General features: G+C 66.3%; 19 protein-coding genes, 1 tRNA gene and 1 pseudogene. 13 read left to right on the top strand and 8 right to left on the bottom strand.

The features are described from left to right. Positions 1-34 precede the first annotated feature (34 nt). The 6 genes from rsmG to rpmH all read right to left on the bottom strand — a co-directional run bounded on the left by rsmG (position 35) and on the right by rpmH (position 2,979). Positions 35-658: a 16S rRNA (guanine(527)-N(7))-methyltransferase RsmG gene (rsmG, locus tag ACM9NP_RS12165; protein ID WP_415646791.1), complete on the bottom strand. Its 624-nt coding sequence runs from the start codon at positions 656-658 to the stop codon at positions 35-37. A 74-nt stretch (positions 659-732) separates the two neighbouring features. After that, a complete protein-coding gene (locus ACM9NP_RS12160) occupies positions 733-1,248 on the bottom strand; it encodes a Jag family protein (protein ID WP_415646763.1) in 516 nt (171 codons plus the stop codon). Then, complete coding sequence (yidC, locus tag ACM9NP_RS12155) at positions 1,232-2,191, bottom strand: membrane protein insertase YidC (RefSeq protein WP_415646762.1); 960 nt, start codon at positions 2,189-2,191, stop codon at positions 1,232-1,234. The genes ACM9NP_RS12160 and yidC overlap by 17 nt, the downstream gene beginning before the upstream one ends. A 22-nt stretch (positions 2,192-2,213) precedes the next feature. Continuing rightward, on the bottom strand, positions 2,214-2,462 hold the full coding sequence (yidD, locus tag ACM9NP_RS12150; protein ID WP_415646761.1) for a membrane protein insertion efficiency factor YidD: 249 nt from the start codon (positions 2,460-2,462) through the stop codon (positions 2,214-2,216). Continuing rightward, on the bottom strand, positions 2,459-2,812 hold the full coding sequence (gene rnpA, locus ACM9NP_RS12145; RefSeq protein ID WP_415646760.1) for a ribonuclease P protein component: 354 nt from the start codon (positions 2,810-2,812) through the stop codon (positions 2,459-2,461). The genes yidD and rnpA overlap by 4 nt, the downstream gene beginning before the upstream one ends. 29 nt (positions 2,813-2,841) lie before the next feature. Beyond that, the gene (gene rpmH / locus ACM9NP_RS12140) at positions 2,842-2,979 is read right to left on the bottom strand and encodes a 50S ribosomal protein L34 (protein WP_415646759.1); all 138 of its coding nucleotides are present in this window, start codon (positions 2,977-2,979) and stop codon (positions 2,842-2,844) included. A 372-nt stretch (positions 2,980-3,351) separates the two neighbouring features. Here rpmH and dnaA point away from each other — a divergent pair, with 372 nt between their 5' ends. From dnaA to ACM9NP_RS12085, 11 genes and pseudogenes are all read left to right on the top strand, one after another. Continuing rightward, positions 3,352-5,031: a chromosomal replication initiator protein DnaA gene (dnaA, locus tag ACM9NP_RS12135; RefSeq protein ID WP_415646758.1), complete on the top strand. Its 1,680-nt coding sequence runs from the start codon at positions 3,352-3,354 to the stop codon at positions 5,029-5,031. 592 nt (positions 5,032-5,623) lie between these two features. Next, entirely contained in the window at positions 5,624-6,769 is a 1,146-nt protein-coding gene (gene dnaN / locus ACM9NP_RS12130; RefSeq protein ID WP_415646757.1) for a DNA polymerase III subunit beta, read from the top strand. 27 nt (positions 6,770-6,796) lie between these two features. Further along, a complete protein-coding gene (gnd, locus tag ACM9NP_RS12125; protein WP_415646756.1) occupies positions 6,797-7,747 on the top strand; it encodes a phosphogluconate dehydrogenase (NAD(+)-dependent, decarboxylating) in 951 nt (316 codons plus the stop codon). 141 nt (positions 7,748-7,888) lie between these two features. Continuing rightward, positions 7,889-9,025: a DNA replication/repair protein RecF gene (gene recF, locus ACM9NP_RS12120; RefSeq protein ID WP_415646755.1), complete on the top strand. Its 1,137-nt coding sequence runs from the start codon at positions 7,889-7,891 to the stop codon at positions 9,023-9,025. Next, the gene (locus ACM9NP_RS12115) at positions 9,015-9,443 is read left to right on the top strand and encodes a DciA family protein (RefSeq protein WP_415646754.1); all 429 of its coding nucleotides are present in this window, start codon (positions 9,015-9,017) and stop codon (positions 9,441-9,443) included. Before recF ends, ACM9NP_RS12115 begins: the two co-directional genes overlap by 11 nt. A gap of 204 nt (positions 9,444-9,647) precedes the next feature. Beyond that, a complete protein-coding gene (gyrB, locus tag ACM9NP_RS12110) occupies positions 9,648-11,609 on the top strand; it encodes a DNA topoisomerase (ATP-hydrolyzing) subunit B (RefSeq protein ID WP_415646753.1) in 1,962 nt (653 codons plus the stop codon). A 132-nt stretch (positions 11,610-11,741) separates the two neighbouring features. Next, positions 11,742-14,156, top strand: a complete 2,415-nt coding sequence (gene gyrA / locus ACM9NP_RS12105) for a DNA gyrase subunit A (protein ID WP_415646790.1) — start codon at positions 11,742-11,744, stop codon at positions 14,154-14,156. Positions 14,157-14,181: 25 nt separating this feature from the next. Further along, positions 14,182-14,754 (top strand): annotated as a pseudogene (locus ACM9NP_RS12100) (DUF3566 domain-containing protein); the annotation flags it as partial. A gap of 180 nt (positions 14,755-14,934) precedes the next feature. After that, positions 14,935-15,537 carry a TetR/AcrR family transcriptional regulator gene (locus ACM9NP_RS12095; RefSeq protein WP_415646752.1) on the top strand — a complete coding sequence of 201 codons (603 nt, stop codon included), beginning with the start codon at positions 14,935-14,937 and terminating at the stop codon, positions 15,535-15,537. Positions 15,538-15,629: 92 nt separating this feature from the next. Further along, positions 15,630-15,703: transfer RNA gene (locus ACM9NP_RS12090), tRNA-Ile, on the top strand. A 209-nt stretch (positions 15,704-15,912) separates the two neighbouring features. Then, positions 15,913-16,281, top strand: coding sequence for a DUF4259 domain-containing protein (locus tag ACM9NP_RS12085; RefSeq protein ID WP_415646751.1), 369 nt, complete (start codon positions 15,913-15,915; stop codon positions 16,279-16,281). A gap of 7 nt (positions 16,282-16,288) precedes the next feature. On the opposite strand, the gene ACM9NP_RS12080 is transcribed toward ACM9NP_RS12085, so the two are convergent. Then, on the bottom strand, positions 16,289-16,693 hold the full coding sequence (locus tag ACM9NP_RS12080) for an SgcJ/EcaC family oxidoreductase (protein WP_415646750.1): 405 nt from the start codon (positions 16,691-16,693) through the stop codon (positions 16,289-16,291). A 141-nt stretch (positions 16,694-16,834) separates the two neighbouring features. Between ACM9NP_RS12080 and ACM9NP_RS12075 the strand changes: the two genes are divergently transcribed. Continuing rightward, the gene (locus tag ACM9NP_RS12075) at positions 16,835-17,416 is read left to right on the top strand and encodes a GNAT family N-acetyltransferase (protein ID WP_415646749.1); all 582 of its coding nucleotides are present in this window, start codon (positions 16,835-16,837) and stop codon (positions 17,414-17,416) included. 2 nt (positions 17,417-17,418) lie between these two features. Here the strand turns inward: ACM9NP_RS12075 and ACM9NP_RS12070 are convergent, their stop codons facing one another. After that, on the bottom strand, positions 17,419-18,084 hold the full coding sequence (locus ACM9NP_RS12070) for an NUDIX hydrolase (protein ID WP_415646748.1): 666 nt from the start codon (positions 18,082-18,084) through the stop codon (positions 17,419-17,421). Between the two features lie 145 nt (positions 18,085-18,229). On the opposite strand from ACM9NP_RS12070, the gene ACM9NP_RS12065 reads away from it, so the two are divergent. After that, complete coding sequence (locus ACM9NP_RS12065) at positions 18,230-18,610, top strand: hypothetical protein (RefSeq protein ID WP_415646747.1); 381 nt, start codon at positions 18,230-18,232, stop codon at positions 18,608-18,610. Positions 18,611-18,685 lie beyond the last annotated feature (75 nt).

Genomic DNA, 18,685 nt, shown 5'->3' with positions numbered 1-18,685 from the left:
CCCGCGATCGCGGGCGGCCGTTGGGGTTTGGCGATCAGAGACGAGTGATCGCGATGACCGTCGTCGGTGTTTCGAGGAGGTCCGTTCCGCAGCGGAGGACCCGTGGGTTGGTGCCCCGCAGCCGCCGCAGTTGCTTGGCGGTGGCGGCGACTTCGTCCGCCGCCGACGATCCCTTGATCGCCAGCATGAGTCCGCCCGGTCGGGTCAACGGGAGGCTCCATTGCGCGAGTCGGCCGAGCGGCGCGACGGCGCGAGACGTCACGACGTCCGCCTTGCCTTTCGGGCTGACGTCCTCGGCGCGTGCCCGGACGACGTCGACGTTCGTGAGCCCGAGTGCTTCGACGGCCTCGGTGAGGAAGGTCGTGCGACGTTCCATCGGCTCGACGAGACTCACGTAGATGTCGGGGCGGGCGATCGCGAGTGGGAGGCCGGGAAGGCCGGCACCGGATCCGATGTCGAGGACGTCGGAGTCACGCGGGATGAGTTCCGCGATGACGGCGCAGTTGAGGAGATGCCGTTGCCATAGGCGCGGCACCTCGCGTGGACCGATCAGGCCCCGTTCGACACCGGCACCGGCGAGCAGTTCGGCGTAGGTGTAGGCACGGTCGAGTTCATCGCCGAACACGGCGGTCGCCGTTTCACGTGAAACATCGAGGATCGGCGGGTCTGTGGGACGCGAAACGGCGGGGCCGGCGTCGCCGGTCCCCGCCGTCTGGTCGTGGGGGTTGTTCGTCACGGGCTTGGGGACACCACGATCCGGCGGTTGGGCTCAGTGCCTTCGGATTCGCTCTCGACGCCGTCGGTCGCGTTGATGACGTCGTGCACGCACTTGCGCTCGAAGGCGCTCATGCTCTCCAGTCGGATGGCCTTGCCCGTCGACAGCACCTTCTCGGCGGTCTTCGCCGCAGCGGCGGCGAGTTCCTTGCGACGGCCGGCTCGGTAACCACCGACGTCGAGCATCAACCGAGAGTGCTCGCCTGTCTTGCGATAGATCGCGAGCCGGGCGAGTTCCTGTAGAGCCTCCAAGGTCGCACCGGACTGACCGATGAGCTTGCCGAGCCCTTTTCCGACGATCGCGACGACGGGGCGGTCACCGGCGACGAGTTCGTCGATGTCGCCGTCGCTGTCGATGACGTCGAGAAGGCCCTCCAAGTAGTCGGCGGCTATCTCGCTCTCGATGAACAGTTCGTCGGAGTCGACTGTGGCCTCATCATTGCGTGCGGCCTCGGCTTCACTTACTGGCGCCACGGTTGGCACCCCCCTTCTTCTTGTTTACTGGTTTAGCACCAACCTTGGGAGCCAGTGCCTTCGCCCGCTCCTGCTTTTCGCGGAGCTGCTCGGCGTACTTCTTGCTGCCGGGCTTGGGCTGTTTCGCCGGGGTGGGGTTGGCGGCGTTGACCGGGGGCGGGTACTTGCGAAGGACCCACAGCTGTTGAAGCAGAGAGATGGTGTTGTTGACGACCCAGTAGAGGATGACGCCGATGGGGAAGATGCCACCGGTGACGAGAAGCATCACGGGGATGCCGTAGAGCATCAGCTTCTGGATCATCCGCTGCTGCGGGTCGGCGTTCCATCCGGTCTTGAGGATCATCTGACGGGTCGTCAGGAAGGTCGTCGCGGTCATGACGAGGATGAGGACACCGGAGACGAGCTTCACGACGAGGGAGCTGGCGCCGACTTCGTCGAGCTGCGCGGCGGGGCTCATGAACGTCGACCAGATCGGGGCGAAGAAAACGTGAGCGTCAACGGCGCTGTCGAACTGTGGGATCGTCCAGCCGTACAGCTGCTTGATGTGCTCCATGGTCGTCTCGGGCTTGAGACGACGGAGCACGTGCAGCAGACCGAGGAAGACCGGCGCCTGGATCAGCATCGGAAGACAACCCATGAGCGGGTTCGCCTTCTCCTCCCGATACAGCTCGACCATCTTGCGCTGCAAGACTTCCCGGTCACCCTTGTAGCGCTGCTGGAGCTCCTTGACCTTCGGGCTGAGCGCCTGCATCGCGCGCTGTGACTTGATCTGCTTGACGAACAGCGGGAACAAGATCACCCGGATCGTGATCACCAGGAACACGATGGCCAGCACCCACGACCAGGCGGTCCCCAACACCTCGTGCTCCGGCACCACGAACGACCACAGTTCGTGCCAGCGCAGCAATAGCCACGAGATCGGGATGTAGATGAAATCTAGCAACGGCCTGCTCCGGTCGTCTCAGTCATATCTGCTCTCCATGATGGTCAGGCGCAGCCGGGACCGGATCGTATCCACCGGGGTGAAACGGTTGGCACCGTCCCAATCTGCGCACGGTCAACCACACACCCCGCCAGGCACCGTGCACCCGCAGCGCTTCGACGGCGTACGCGGAACACGTTGGATAGAACCGGCAGCGATTCGGCAGCGCCGGGCTGATCCATCGACGGTACGCGACAACGGGCCACGTCAGCAGCCGGGCCACGGGGGTCATGGTCGTCGTCCCCGCTCGGCCAGCGCCCGGAGGGCGCCCTCCACGTCACGCTCCAAGCGGTGATAATCCACTTCGGAGGCGAAGGGCAACGCACGAACGACGATGTCGGTGCCGGGGGTGAAAGTCGCCATTCGATCGGCGACGATGTGGCGAAGGCGGCGCTTGACGAGATTACGCGTCACCGCGCCGCCGACGGCTTTACTGACGATGAATCCCGCCCGGGATTCGCCCCCGTCAGTGTTCGGGGTCATGACATGAACGACCACCGCCCCGCGTCTGATCTTGCTCCCGTATTTCAGCGCGGCGGCGAAGTCACTGCTTCGCCGTAGTCGGGCGGTGGTCGGCAACACTTATTGGTCTTCTGCCGTCGTGGGAACGACTATGCCGTCAGGCGGGAACGACCCCGGCGACGGCGGGCAGCGACGATGGCGCGGCCGGCCCGGGTGCGCATGCGCAGCCGGAAACCGTGGGTCTTGGCACGGCGGCGGTTGTTCGGCTGGAAGGTGCGCTTGCTCACGACTGGTTCTCCACGTTCTGATCTGGTGTCTCGGCGTCGACGATGCCGGCCACAAGGTTAGCAGCAGGCATATGGACAACCCCGCGATCATACCGGTTGAGTGACGGCTCGCCGCCGGGACCGGACCGGAAGTTCTCCACAGGCGGGTCGACGAACGGCTGTGGAAAACGAGCCGAGTTATCCACAGGCCCTGTGGATAACTCTGGGGAACACCTTCGGTCTCGAGGCATGAAGCACCTCCGCCACGAAAGAACATTCGTGTATTTTCCCAGCTCAGAAGCTATGTGTGGACTCTCTCCGCAAGCCGTCGGCACCGCACTCCACAGGCTCGCACAGCCTGTGGATAACCTGTGGAAAACCTTCGGCGACTGAATGGGGCGAGCGGTGAGCCAGGACGAACTCCACACGGCATGGGCGGCCATGACCGCGGAGCTTCGTGACGCGACCCTGTCCGGTCAGCAACGCGCGTGGCTGAGCATCAGCCAGCCCTTGGGATTGTTCGAAGACACTGTAATCATCGCGGCACCGAACCGTTTCGCCAGGGAGGCGTTCGAATCCCGGCTGCGTCCGATGCTGACGGACGCCCTCTCTCGCGGCCTGGGACGTTCCATCCAGATCGCCGTCACGGTCCGCACCCTCGACCCTCCCGCGGACCCGCCGCCGCCGCCTCCGCCGTCGTACGCGCCCGCGCCCCGCTCCGCGCCGAAGGACGTCCCGGAGGCGCGACGCCAGCCGGAGCCCCCGAGCGGCGAGCTTCCGCCGATGCCCGCGCCGAGGCAGAGCCCGCGCGATCCCGCCTCCACCCCGTCGCAGCAACAGACGACCCCGCCTCGGGACGCGAGCCCGCCGCCGCTGTTCGACACGTCGGTCCTCACCTCGGCCGCTCGGCAGACACCGCCGCCGCGAACGACGCCCCTGGTACCGCCGCCGCCCAGCGCCGACCCCTCACCGGATCGCCGTGGTGGCGCGCCCACGTCGGCGGAGGCCAGGACACCCCAACCGAACGCGCAGCCCGCGACCGCGTCCCGGTTGAACCCGAAGTACAGCTTCGACACCTTCGTCATCGGTTCGTCGAACCGGTTCGCGCACGCCGCGTCGTTCGCCGTCGCCGAGTCGCCGGCCAAGGCGTACAACCCGCTGTTCATCTACGGCGGCTCGGGCCTCGGCAAGACCCACCTCCTGCACGCGATCGGGCATTACGCGCAGAGCCTCGGCAACGCGAAGAGCGTGCGTTACGTCTCCACCGAGGAATTCACGAACGACTTCATCAACTCGCTGCGCGACGACAAGCGCCAGGCCTTCCAGCGTCGATATCGCGACGTCGACATCCTCCTCATCGACGACATCCAGTTCCTGGAACGGGCCGAGCGAACGCAGGAGGAGTTCTTCCACACGTTCAACACGCTGCACAACGCGAACAAGCAGCTCGTGATCACGTCCGATCGTTCCCCCAAGCAACTGGCGACGTTGGAGGACCGACTGCGGACCCGGTTCGAGTGGGGCCTTCTCGCGGACATTCAGCCCCCCGACCTGGAGACGCGAATCGCGATCCTTCAGAAGAAGGCCGCGCAGGAACGCCTCGACGCACCACCGGACGCTCTGGAGTTCATCGCGTCTCGGATCAATCATTCGATTCGAGAGCTGGAGGGCGCTCTCATTCGAGTGACCGCCTACGCGAGTCTGACGAGCAAACCGGTCGACGTCGCGTTGGCGCACGAGGTGCTGCGCGATTTCATCCCCGAAGGGGAGAGCCCCGACATCACGACCGACGGCATTCTCGCCGCGACGGCCGACTATTTCGGGGTGAGTGACACGGATCTGCGTGGGCATTCCAGGTCCCGGGTCCTCGCCAACGCCCGGCAGATCGCCATGTACCTGTGCCGCGAGCTCACCGACCTGTCGCTGCCTCGGATCGGCCAGGCGTTCGGGGGGCGGGACCACACGACCGTCATGTACGCGGACCGGAAGATTCGCAAGCAGATGGCGGAGAAACGGTCTCTGTACAACCAGATCGCCGAGCTGACGAACCGTTTGAAACAGCAAGGGCACTGAAGGCGGCTCATCGCGGCCGTATCGCAGTTATCCACAGGGCGAATTCGCGTGATCTACGTCACTTTCCCTTCCGGTGGCGCACTTTCGCGCGCCGTCGGGACGGCGTTTCCCGCCACCCGCGTCCACAGTCACTCCACAGCACCTGTGGATAACTCTGTGTATAACCTGTGGATAACCCGAAAAAACCTGTGGATAACACTGTGGAAAACCTGTGGATAATTCTCCACATCCGTCCACAAGGGCTGTGGATAACCTGTGTATAACCTGTGGACAAACCTGTGGACAACTGTGGATAACTCGCCGCTTATTCACAGCCTGTGGATAACTCCGACTTTTTCCACAGCTCTCTCCACAGGTTATCCACATCCCCTCACATCCAATGACCTGCAAAAACTCCACTTATCCACAGTTTCCACAGGACTCAACACGACTACGGTATTTCTCTCTAAGAAAAAGAACTAATAGTCGCGCTGTGGAAAACTCGCTCGTTCGAGCGCTTCGACGACGTCGGAAGCACCCGACGGCGCTCCGACCCTCGTCAACGGCCATGGCAGCATGGTGAGTCGATCGAGGGGCACCGAAGGAGAACCACATGAAGTTTCGAGTCGATCGCGACGCGCTCGCGGACGCCGTCGCCTGGACCGCCAAGAGTCTCCCGGCACGTCCGTCGGTGCCGGTCCTGGCCGGAGCACTGCTGAACGTCACCGACGGCCAGTTGACGATCTCCGGGTTCGACTACGAGGTGTCCAGCCAGGTGACGGTGGACGTCGCGGCCAGCTCCTCCGGCAGCGCCCTCGTCTCCGGCAAGCTCCTCGCCGAGATCGTGAAGGCCCTGCCCGCCAAGCCCGTCGACCTCGCGGCCGAGGGCAACCACATCGAACTGACCTGCGGCAGCGCCCGGTTCACGTTGCCGACGATGCCGGTGGAGGACTACCCGGCGTTGCCCGACATGCCAGCGCCCGCCGGCACCATCGACGCGGCCACCTTCGCGGCCGCCGTCGCGCAGACCGCCGTCGCCGCCGGTCGTGACGACACCCTCCCCACGATGACCGGCATCCAGCTCGAGTTCTCGGGCACCGGTCTGTCCCTGCTGGCGACGGACCGCTACCGACTCGCGATTCGCGACCTCGACTGGCGACCCGACGACTCCGACCTCGAAGTGACGACGCTGATCCCGGCGAAGGCCCTCTCCGACACCGCGAAGGCGCTCGGCGCGCGTGGCGGCGACGTGACGATCGCGCTCCCCGACGTCAGCAACGGGGGCGTCGGCATGGTCGGATTCGCCGCCGCCGGTCGCCGCACCACCAGCCGTGTCCTCGACGGGCAACTCCCGCCGCTGCGGTCCTTCCTCGAGGTCAACTACGCGACGCAACTGCGCGTCCCGACGGCGGAGCTCGTCTCCGTCGCCAAGCGCGTCTCGCTGGTCGCCGAACGCAACTCGCAACTGCGCCTGCGATTCGACGACGACGGTCTCGTCGTCGAGGCCGGCGGCGCCGAGGACGCGAAGGCGTCCGAGGGAATGGACTGCGAGTACCTCGGCGAGGCGATGAAGGTCGCGTTCAACTCGCAGTACCTCTTGGACGGACTGTCCGCGATCTCCGCGCCCGTCGCGGTGTTCTCGTTCGGGCAGCCCGGCAAGGGTGTCGTGCTCACCGGTGACCGTGACGTCGACGATGACTCCGGTGCCGACCTCGGCGGCTTCAAGTACATGCTCCAGCCGCTGCGCTTCGAAAGCTAAACCCCTACCTCCATAAGGGAGTTCATGATGCAGCTCGGCATCATCGGTCTCGGCAAGATGGGCGGCAACATGCGCACCCGTCTGCGTCGAGCCGGTCACGACGTCGTCGGTTTCGACACCGACCCCACTCTCACCGACGCCACCGACCTGGCCGACCTGGCCGCCAAACTCGACGCGCCGCGCGCCGTCTGGGTGATGGTCCCCGCCGGCGACGCGACCCGGCAGACCGTCGCGGCGCTCGCCGACGTCCTCTCCGACGGCGACATCGTCATCGACGGCGGCAACTCGCGGTTCAGCGACGACGCCCCGAACGCGGCACTGCTCGCCGAGCGCGGCATCGGCTACATCGACGCCGGTGTCTCGGGCGGAGTGTGGGGGCTGGAGAACGGCTACGCGCTCATGGTCGGGGGCGAGAAGAAGCACGTCGACACCATGATGCCGATCTTCGACGCGCTCAAACCGCCCGGCGAGTACGGCTTCGTGCACGCCGGTGGCGTGGGCGCCGGACACTACGCCAAGATGGTCCACAATGGCATCGAGTACGGGTTGATGCAGGCCTACGCCGAGGGCTATGAGCTGTTGAAGGCGAGCGAACACGTCGAGAACGTTCCGGCCGTCTTCAAGTCCTGGCGCGAGGGCACGGTCGTTCGTTCCTGGCTGCTGGACCTTCTCGATCGGGCGCTCGAAGAGGACCCGAACTTCGACGCGCTGACCGGATACGCGACCGACTCCGGCGAGGGCCGATGGACCGTCGAGGAGTCGATCCGTCTCGCGGTCCCGCTCCACGCCATCAGCGCTTCGCTATACGCCCGCTTCGAATCCCGCCAGGACGACTCCCCGGCGATGAAGGCCATCGCGGCCCTGCGGAACCAGTTCGGCGGTCACGCCGTGAAAGAACTCGGTGGCGGTCACGCCGTCAAGGAGCATGGTGGCGGTCAAGGCACCGACAGCGGGACGAGCGGCGACAGCCCGTCCTAACACCACAGTGGGCGTCTCGCGGGAGACGCCCGGTTCGCGCCGCCCGTGGGCGTTCTCGTTCACGGGCGGTACTTTGTCCAGACCGCGGTCGGCGTGATTCGTCGACCCGTCGGTTCCGACTCCGCCGGAGGGGAGGCCGCCGTGCACGTCAGACGTCTTGAACTGACCGACTTCCGTTCCTATCCGCACGTGGACGTGGCGTTCGATCCGGGTGTCAGCGTCCTCGTCGGCCCGAACGGACACGGCAAGACCAACCTCATCGAGTCTCTTGTGTACATGGCGACCGGGGCGAGCCACCGCGTGTCGACCGACGCGCCACTGATCCGTCAGGGCGCCGCGCAGGCGATCGTCCGGGCGGCGATCGTCCACGACGAGCGGGAGCTGGTCGCCGATTTGACGATCACCTCGGGCAAGGCGAATCGCGCTCGCCTGAACCGGTCCCCGCTGCCCAGGGCCAGGGATCTGACCGGGGTGCTCAAGGCCGTCGTCTTCGCTCCGGAGGATCTGGCGTTGATTCGCGGTGAGCCCGAGCAGCGTCGGCGGCTGTTGGACGACCTGCTCGTGACGCGTTATCCACGGTTCGCCGGGGTGCGCGCCGACTATGACCGGGTCGTCAAGCAACGCAACGCCCTGCTGCGAACGGCGTACCTCGCGCGCAAGACCGGGGGACGCGGCAACACCGATCTGCACACGCTGGACGTGTGGGACAGCCATCTCGCCGAACACGGCGCGGACCTGCTCGCCGGTCGACTCACCCTCATCGAGGACTACGGGCCGTACGTCGTGAAGGCGTACGACGCGGTGAGCGCCGGTCGGGGTCGTCCCCGGATCGCCTATCAGTCGGCACTGGCCGAGACGGAGCCGTTGACTCCCCAGCGGGAGTTGTTGGCCGCCCGGTTGTCGGCCGGCCTGGCCGCGGCACGGTCCCGGGAGATCGAACGCGGGACGACGCTCGTCGGTCCACACCGCGACGACGTGACGCTCATGCTCGGGGATCTTCCGGCGCGCGGTTACGCCAGTCACGGGGAGTCCTGGTCGTACGCGTTGGCGTTGCGACTGGGCGCGGCCGAGTTGCTGCGGGCCGAGGCGGTCGCCCCGGTCCTGATCCTCGACGACGTGTTCGCGGAGCTCGACGCGGGACGTCGGGAGCTGCTGGCGGAGCTCGTCGTGGGCGCCCCGCAGGTCCTCGTGACCTGTGCCGTCGCGGAGGACATCCCGTCGGCGTTGACGGGGGCGCGGTACGACATCTTCGACGGGCGGGTCAGCCGTGTCATATGAGTACAAGCCGCGGCGGCGGAAGCGTCGCGGCGGCGGTCAGTGGTCGGGTCCGGGGCCGGACGCCCGCGACCCGCAGACCTTGAAGAGCCTGCTGGCGAAGATGGTCTCCGACCGGGGCTGGAACACCCAGGCGGCGGGGGCGAGCCTGTTCGCGCGGTGGAACGAGATCATCGGCCCCGAGATCGCCGACCACTGTCGTCCGATGGGGTGCCGCGACGGGGAGCTGTCGATCGAGGCCGAGTCGGCGGCGTGGGCGACCCAACTGCGGTTGTTCAAGCCCCAGATCCTGGCGAAGATCACCGCCGGAGTCGGGCCGGGCATCGTCAGTCGCGTCAAGATCACCGGCCCCGTCCAGACGAGTCATGTGACGGGACCGCGTCGTGTCCGGTATACCCCGAAACGCGACAGCCACGGATAGCAACGCAAAGCACCCACCCGAATAGGGGGGTACGTCACCCCGACTTTGGGCGTCAGATGACAACATGCGGCGCTGCTGGCCGCAATTGTGTCGCACGCACCCAGTAGGATTGAAACGTTGATGCCACGGTGGGCGCGGTGATGGCACCACCCCCTGCGCCTGTCGGTATCGCGGCCGAACATCCACGACAACAAGGAGCACTAGGTGGCAGCGGCTAAAGAGCAGCAGGAGTACAACGCCGAGTCCTTGACCGTCCTCGAGGGTCTCGAGGCGGTTCGCAAGCGTCCCGGCATGTACATCGGCTCGACGGGGGAGCGCGGTCTGCACCACCTGGTGTGGGAGGTCGTCGACAACGCCGTCGACGAGGCGCTCGCCGGATTCTGCGACACGATCGACGTGACGATCCTGCCGGACAACGGCATCCGCGTCATCGACAACGGCCGTGGTTTCCCGGTCGACATTCACCCCAAACTCGGCAAGCCCGGTGTCGAGGTCGCGTTGACCGTCCTGCACGCGGGCGGCAAGTTCGACAGCAAGTCCTACGCCGTGTCCGGCGGTCTGCACGGTGTCGGCGTGTCCGTCGTCAACGCGCTGTCGACGCGGGTCGAGGTCGAGATCCACAAGCACGGTTCCGTGTGGCGCCAGGCGTACAAGAACGCCTCCCCCGGCCCCCTCGAAAAGGGCGAGACCACCGACCGGACCGGGTCGACGGTGAGCTTCTGGCCCGACGACACGATCTTCGAGACCACGGTCTACAACTTCGAGACGATCTACCGGCGCCTTCAGGAGTACGCGTTCCTGAACAAGAACCTGAAGATCGTGTTCCGCGACGAGCGTCCCCGGCCGGAGTCGGAGGAGGACACGAAACCGCGCGAGGTCGTCTTCCAGTACGCCGAGGGCATCGCCGACTTCGTCCGGCACCTCAACGCGACGAAGAACTCCCTCCACAAGTCCGTCGTCCAGTTCGAGGCGGAGGGCGAGGGCCTGTCCGTCGAGGTCGCGATGCAGTGGAACGAGTCCTACGGCGAGAGCGTCTACACCTTCGCCAACGCGATCAACACGCACGAGGGCGGTACGCACGAGGAGGGCTTCCGCGCCGCGCTGACGACCTGCGTCAACAAGTACGGCGTCGACAAGAAGCTCCTCAAGGGAGCCGACCGCCTGTCCGGTGACGACATCCGCGAGGGTCTCGCCGCGATCGTTTCGGTCAAGATCGTCGACCCGCAGTTCGAGGGGCAGACGAAGACGAAGCTCGGCAACACCGAGGTGAAGAGCTTCGTGCAGCGCGTCTGCAACGAGTGGCTGGCCGACTGGTTCGACCGCAACCCGGCCGAGGCGAAGACGATCATCCAGAAGGCCTCGCAGGCGGCGCAGGCCCGTAAGGCCGCCGCGCAGGCGCGCAAGCTCGCCCGGCGCAAGAGCCTGTTGGAGACCTCCTCCATGCCGGGCAAGCTGTCGGACTGCCAGTCGACCGACCCGCGCGAGTCGGAGATCTTCGTCGTCGAGGGTGACTCCGCGGGCGGCTCCGCCAAGCAGGGCCGCGACCCGCGCATCCAGGCGATTCTCCCGATCCGAGGCAAGATCCTCAACGTCGAGAAGGCCCGCATCGACAAGATCCTCAAGAACAACGAGGTCCAGGCGATGATCACGGCCCTCGGCACCGGCATCCACGACGACTTCGACATCGAGAAGCTGCGCTACCACAAGGTCATCCTCATGTCGGACGCCGATGTGGACGGTCAGCACATCAACACCCTGCTGCTGACGCTGCTGTTCCGTTTCATGCGTCCGCTCGTCGAACTCGGCCACGTCTACCTGTCGCAGCCCCCGCTGTACAAGATCAAGTGGAACCGCAAGGGCGACCAGTTCGAGTACGCCTTCTCCGACCGCGAACGCGACGGCCTGATCGAACTCGGGATGTCGCAGGGCAAGCCCGACCCGCGCAAGCACGACGGAATCCAGCGCTACAAGGGTCTCGGCGAGATGAACTACACCGAGTTGTGGGACACCACGATGAACCCGGCGACGCGCGCCCTCCTGCGCGTCACGCTCGACGACGCGGCGACCGCCGACGAGCTGTTCAGCGTCCTCATGGGCGAGGACGTCGAGTCGCGCCGGAACTTCATCCAGCGCAACGCCAAGGACGTGCGCTTCCTTGACATCTGAGCAACCCCGTAAACGAAGTGCTATCCCGGCCAACGGGAGAGAGGTAATTCGGTGACCGAACCAACCACGCCGGAAGTCGACGTCCCCGAGGTGGGAGCCGGCCGTATCGAACCCGTCGGTGTCGACGTCGCGATGCAGCGCTCCTTCCTCGACTACGCGATGAGCGTGATCGTCAGCCGGGCGCTGCCCGACGTCCGCGACGGCCTCAAGCCCGTACACCGCAAGGTCCTGTACGGCATGTACGACGGCGGGTACCGTCCCGACCGCGGTTATGTCAAGTGCTCCCGCGTCGTCGGCGATGTCATGGGGCAGTACCACCCGCACGGTGACGCGTCGATCTACGACACTCTTGTGCGGATGGCGCAGCCCTGGTCGCTGCGGTATCCCCTGATCGACGGCCAGGGCAACTTCGGTTCGCCCGGAAACGACCCGGCGGCCGCGATGCGGTACACCGAGTCGCGTCTCGATCCGCTGGCGATGGAGATGCTGCGCGACATCGACGAGGATTCCGTCGACTTCGGCCCGAACTACGACGGCAAGACCACCGAACCGAAGGTCCTGCCGGCGCGCATTCCGAACCTGCTCATCAACGGTGCCGAGGGCATCGCGGTCGGCATGGCGACGAAGATCCCGCCGCACAACCTCCGCGAGATCGCCGAAGCCGTCACCTGGTGCCTCGACAACCCCGAGGTGCCCGAGGCGGAGACGCTGGAGGCGCTGCTCGGGATCGTCAAGGGCCCCGACTTCCCCACCGGCGCGCTCGTCGTCGGCATGGCCGGCATCGAGAGCGCGTACCGGACGGGCCGCGGTTCGATCCGGATGCGCGCCGTCATCGAGGTCGAGGAGGACCGCAAGGGCCGCCCCTGCCTCGTCATCACCGAGCTGCCTTACCAGGTCAACCCGGACAATCTCGCTGAGCGCATCGCCGAACTCGTCAAGGACGGCAAGCTCAACGGCATCTCCGACATCCGGGACGACTCCTCGGGTCGTACCGGCATGCGCATCGTTCTCGTGCTCAAGCGCGACGCGGTCCCGAAGGTCGTGCTCAACAACGTCTACAAGCACACCCAGCTTCAGGAGACCTTCGGCGCGAACATGCTCGCGCTGGTCGACGGGGTGCCTCGCACCCTCAACCTGGCGCAGTTCGTGCGGTACTACGTCGAGCACCAGATCGAGGTCATCGTTCGGCGGACGAAGTTCCGTCTGCGCAAGGCCGAGGAACGCGCCCACATCCTGCGCGGTCTGTCGAAGGCGCTCGACCAGCTCGACGAGGTGATCGCCCTGATCAGGCGCGCGCCGTCGGCGGAGGAGTCGAAGTCGGGTCTGATGCGTCTGCTCGACGTCGACGAGATCCAGGCGACCGCGATCCTCGACATGCAGCTGCGTCGTCTCGCCGCGTTGGAGCGGCAGAAGATTATCGACGAACTGTCCGAGATCGAGACGAAGATCGCCGACCTGGAGGACATCCTCGCCAAGCCGGAGCGTCAGCGGACCATCATCAAGGACGAGCTCGCCACGGCCGTCGCCAAGTGGGGCGACGAGCGTCGGACGAAGATCATCCCCGATGAGGGCGAGGTCTCGATGGAGGACCTGATCGCCCGCGAGGACATCGTCGTGACGATCACTCGCGGCGGTTACGCGAAGCGGACGAAGATCGATTCGTTCCGGTCACAGCGTCGCGGCGGCAAGGGCGTCGCGGGTGCTTCGCTCAAACAGGACGACATCGTCAGTCACTTCTTCGTCTGTTCCACACACGACTGGATGTTGTTCTTCACGAACAAGGGCCGCGTGTACCGGGCGAAGGCGTACGAGCTGCCGGAGGCGGGTCGTACCGCGCGCGGTCAGCACGTCGCGAACCTGCTCGCGTTCCAGCCGGACGAGCACATCGCTCAGGTGATGCAGATCAGCGGCTACGACGTCGCGCCGTACCTGGTGTTGGCGACGCGTCGCGGCCTGGTCAAGAAGACGAAGCTCTCCGACTTCGATTCGCCTCGTACCGGTGGTGTCATCGGCATCAACCTGCGAGACGGGGACGAGCTCGTCGGCGCGGCCCTCATCAGCGGCGAGGACGATCTGCTGCTGGTGTCGCGTGGCGCGCAGGCGGTTCGCTTCCAGGCGACCGACGACGCGTTGCGCCCGATGGGTAGGGCGACGTCGGGAGTCATCGGTATGCGCTTCGGCGAAGAGGACGAACTGCTTACCATGGAAGTGGTTCGCGACGGCATGGACATCTTGGTGGCCACGAGTGGCGGCTACGCCAAGCGAACCCCGGTTGAGGAGTACCCGCAGCAAGGACGAGGCGGCAAGGGCGTCTTGACGGCTAAGATCACCGAGCGGCGGGGCAATTTGATCGGCGCGTTGTCGGTGACACCCGAGGATGAGTTGTTCGCTATCACGTCCGGGGGTGGTGTCATCCGTACTCCGGTGAAACCGGTGCGACGGACGACCGACCGCAACACTATGGGTGTCAAGTTGATGGACCTACCCGAAGGCGTATCGCTCATCGCCATCGCACGAAGCGCTGACGAACCGGACGAACAGGAATAGACGCATGACCGAGGCACAGGCAGATAGCTCACCGGCCGCAGGAAGTGCCACAGTGGACTCAGCTGGCGGGTCGGTCGGCCAGCCGGGATCGGGTTACACCCGACCCCCGGGCATGACCCCACCCCCGACGACGCCGGATCCCACGGTGGGCGTCGCCTCGCCGGGGCCCGCTCGTGTCGCCGAGGCGGTCAAGGCCGCCCGCGCGGCCGTGTCGGCTGCTGCCGGACGGGGCCCGCGCCGTGCCCGGCTCCACCTTCGCCGGATCGACCCCTGGTCGGTCATGAAGTTCTCCTTCGCGGTGTCGGTGGTGCTGTTCATCGTCATGATCGTGGCGACGACGGTCCTCTACATCGCGCTCGACGCGATGGGCGTGTTCGACAGCGTCAATGGAATGCTCGACGGCCTGATTGGGGCCGGCGGTTCCAGCAGTCAGATGTCGTTCCAGTTCAGCGCATCCGGCGTGATCATGGTGTCGGCCCTCCTCGGGCTGGTCAACATGGTCCTGTTCACTGCACTGTCGACACTCGGCGCGTTCATCTACAACGTGTGCGCCGATCTGGTCGGCGGCATCGAGCTGACGCTCGCCGAAAAGGAGTAACGAACGTCCACGGTGGCGGCGGAGTCTCTCCGCCGCCACCGTCATGTTCATCCATAAACGATGGAGCTCCGGCCGTTATGCTCTGCGCACCGTCCGTTGTGTCCTGTCTCGGTTTTCACGTGCCGCGACATCCGCACCAAATGCCCACGCGACCGTCGAGAGCGCTGTTACGGTGGCCGGGTGAGCGTGGAGACCCGGCGACAACGAGAACGACAGGAACGACGCCGACTGATCGTCGACACCGCTCGGCGCATCGCCCAAACCGAAGGCTGGGAAGCGGTCACCACCCGCCGTCTCGCCAACGACATCGAGTACAGCCAGCCGGTGCTGTACAGCCACTTCACGAGCAAGACCGCGATCATGGCGGCCGTCGCCGCCGACGGGGTCACCGAACTCGTCCACGCGATCGACGAAGCCGCGCACGCCATCGAACCCGCCGACCGCATCGACGCCGTCGCCCGCGCGTACCTGCGGTACGCCGCGACGCATCGCGCCGTGTACGAGGCGATCTTCACTCCCGGCATCGACTCCGGCGACGCGCACACCGCCCGCATCCGCGACGCCCTCGACGCCGCCGCCACCGAACGGGACGGCGCCGCGCTCGCGCTCTGGCCTCTTCTGCACGGCATCGCGTCCCTCGCGGGCGACCGGCACATCGACTACACGGACACTGATCACGCTCGCGCCGTCGCCAGCCTTCTGTCCGGTGAACGGGCCAGGACGGCTCGACTCATCGTCGGCGGGAAACTCACTCGCGCTAAGGCGAAGACCCCCGCACAATAGAACCGGCCCCCCAACCGGGGTCGTGCGAAGCGGGTCCGGTAGGCTTCCGTCTCGTTGCGGTAGTCCAAAGCTACGGCGGCACAACACTGTTCGGGGCTATAGCTCAGTCGGTTAGAGCGCATCGCTGATAACGATGAGGTCGCTGGTTCGATTCCAGCTAGCCCCACAGGTGACAGAAAAAGGACGACTCCGTTGAACGGGGTCGTCCTTTTCGTTTGGTCGATCCCCGAGGCCCTTCCCGGCGGCGGTGACCACGAACGTCGTCGCGATTCGGAGGCCCACGCCCGCGTCCCGTGTCGATCGCCGCGTCGAGCCGCGTGGTCGACGTTCGTATGCTGTGCACGGACATGAGGGCCACGAATGGAGGATCGAGACGTGGGAACCTGGGGAGCCGGGAACTTCGACAGTGACACGGCGGCCGACCGGCTGTCGGAGTTGACCGGGCGGCTCATCGACGAGATCGAGCAGGCGATGAACGGCGACCCGGTCGGGCTCGAGCCCGACGAGTACGACGGCGTCGTCGTTCCCTGCAACCTCGAACTCCTGGCGCTGCTCTCCGAGCGGGGCTACGTCGGCGTCACGCTGCCGCCCGCGGTGAAGCTGGCGGAGTGGAAGAAGACGTTCCTGGACGTCTGGGAGCGCAGCATCGACGGACTCGAGCCGAAGCCCGAGTACAAGGTGGAGCGTCGGGCGGTCCTCAACGCGACCTTCGACCGACTCATCGCGCTCGCCGAGGAGTCGTGACGCCGGTTCAGTCCGCCAGCACCGGTGTGTTCTGACAGGCCGCGAGCAACCATCGGTCGTCCTCTTTGGTCATGACGTACAGCGGGGAGTTCGGTTCGCCCACGGGCTCGCCGTCGAGTGTCCGATATTGCGCGACCACCTTGACCGCCGCGACGTCGGGACGCAGGAACAGAATGTTCTCCACTGTGTACGTCACGGTCGACTCGCGCATCGCCCCGGGCAGGACGGACCTGGTGAACGTGGCGATCGCGTCCCTTCCGTACAGGCGCTTTCCGTGCGCGGTGGTCCAGATCGCGTCCCGTCGAAACAGCGCGATGAACGCTTCCGGCAGTTCGTTGCGCTGCGAGTGCTCCAGGTCCGCGACGACCGCGGTGACGGCCGCGATCTCCGTGTCGTGATTCGAGTCGGTCATGCGATCCATCGTCGTACTTCGACTCGAGTTCAAGTCAAGATCGAGTGAGGCCGATCACCGGTGTCGATCCGGCGCGCGTGGGGCACGACGCGCCCCGGTCGGGGCTACAGTTGGGCGGTCGTTCGGGAGAGGGAGAAGTGGATGTCGACCGACGGATCGGCCGAGCTTCGGACCGACCGACTCCTGATGCGTCCGTGGACCGCGGCGGACCTGGCCCCGTTCTCGGAGATGAACGCCGACCCACGTGTCATGGAGTTCTTTCCCACGCCGCTCGACCGCATCAGCAGCGACGCCATGGCCGCGCGCATCATGGCGCGAATGGAACAGCGCGGCTGGGGCCTGTGGGCCTTGGAGGTCACCGCGACGGGAGCGTTCATCGGGTTCACCGGGCTCGCCGACGTGTCCTTCGAAGCGCACTTCACGCCCGCGACCGAACTCGCCTGGCGGCTCGCCCGACACGCCTGGGGCCACGGTTACGTCAGCGAGGCGGCGATCGCCGCGCGGGACTACGCGTTCGACACGCTCGACCGCGACGAGGTCGTCGCGTTCACGGCCGTCGACAACATCCGTTCCCGCGCCGTCATGGAGCGGATCGGCATGAGCCGCGACGAGGACGACGACTTCGACCACCCGCTCCTGCCGATAGGCCACCGCCTTCGGCGGCACGTCCTCTATCGGGCGCACCGCCCCACCGAATCACGCGAGCAGTCCACGAACGACTGACGTCACCGCCGCAGCAGCGCCGGATGAAGCGCCGTCGCCGGTCCCCTGTGGTACAGCCGGGCCGGGCGTCCACGATCGCCGTCGGTGAACCGGTCCGTCGGCTCGACGAAACCCGTTGTCCCCGTGACCTTCCGATGAAAGTTGCGCGGGTCGAGCCGCGCCCCCCACACCACCTCGTAGACGCGCCGCAACTGTGCGATCGTGAACTCCTCCGGGCAGAACTCCGCCGCCAGCGACGAGTACTCGAGCTTCGCTCGGGCGCGCTCCACCCCGTCGCCCAGAATCCCGCGATGGTCGAACGCGACCGGCACCCCGCCGTCGAGCGGCTCAGCCACGGGATACCACGCGCTCGCGGCGTCGGTCGGCTCCGACAGCCCCGGTAGCAACGCCAGGTACGCGACCGAGATGACTCCTTGGCGTGCCCCGGCGGCCGCGTCGCCGTACGTGGCGAGCTGTTCGAGGTGCCCTTCGTCCGTGGTGGTGCCGGTGCGATCCGCCAGTTCGCGGGCCGCGACCCGAGGAAGATCGCCGTCGTCGACGTAGCCGCCCGGAAGCATTAGATCCACACTGGATCCATCCCTGTCGAGCAGGACCGAAAGCGTGTCGCGCCGAACCGTCAGTACGACGAGATGGACCGTCACGGCGAAAAGGCTCACGGCAGTCGGCATGACTCATTATCGAACACGGGACGTCGTCGCCCGATCGCCGCCGCACGCTCGACGAAATGTCGGCGCGAGAGCCGCCCACGCGCGGCGAAACGGTGTCATGCTTGGTTTGTGGCGGCCATGCCGCCTGGTATCCCGGAGGTGCGCGATGTCCCGGTTCTCCCGCCTGCAATCCCGGTTCCTCGGCGCGGCGGTCGCCTGGTGCGTCAGACGCACCGGCGGTCACTGCGAAGTGGTGGACGATCTGCGGGTGTGCCGCACCGGCCGCGTCAAGCTGTACGCCAGGGGCGGCACCCAATGGGGAGACGTCTTCGTCACCGGAGACCGGCCCGTCGGCGCCGGTTTACTGGCCCACGAACGGTTCCACCGGGACGAGCAGTGGCGACGATTCGGGCTCGCGTTCGCCGCCATGTACGCCTGGGCGCAGGTCCGAGACGTTTGGATCGGCGACCTGCCGCTCAATCGGTACGAGCTGGCCGCGGAGGAGGCCTCCGACTACGGCGGCGGCTATCCCCGCTTCGATCGCTGACCGGACGCCGTCGCGAGTCGACATGGGACGCTCGTCGCGACCTGGTCCGGGTCGGATCAGGCGTTCGACCCGACA

The organism is Stackebrandtia soli, assembly GCF_965137155.1.
Taxonomy (GTDB): domain Bacteria; phylum Actinomycetota; class Actinomycetes; order Mycobacteriales; family Micromonosporaceae; genus Stackebrandtia; species Stackebrandtia soli.
The sequence above is the reverse complement of the archived record's forward strand: the minus strand, read 5'-3'. Positions and strand labels throughout refer to the sequence as shown.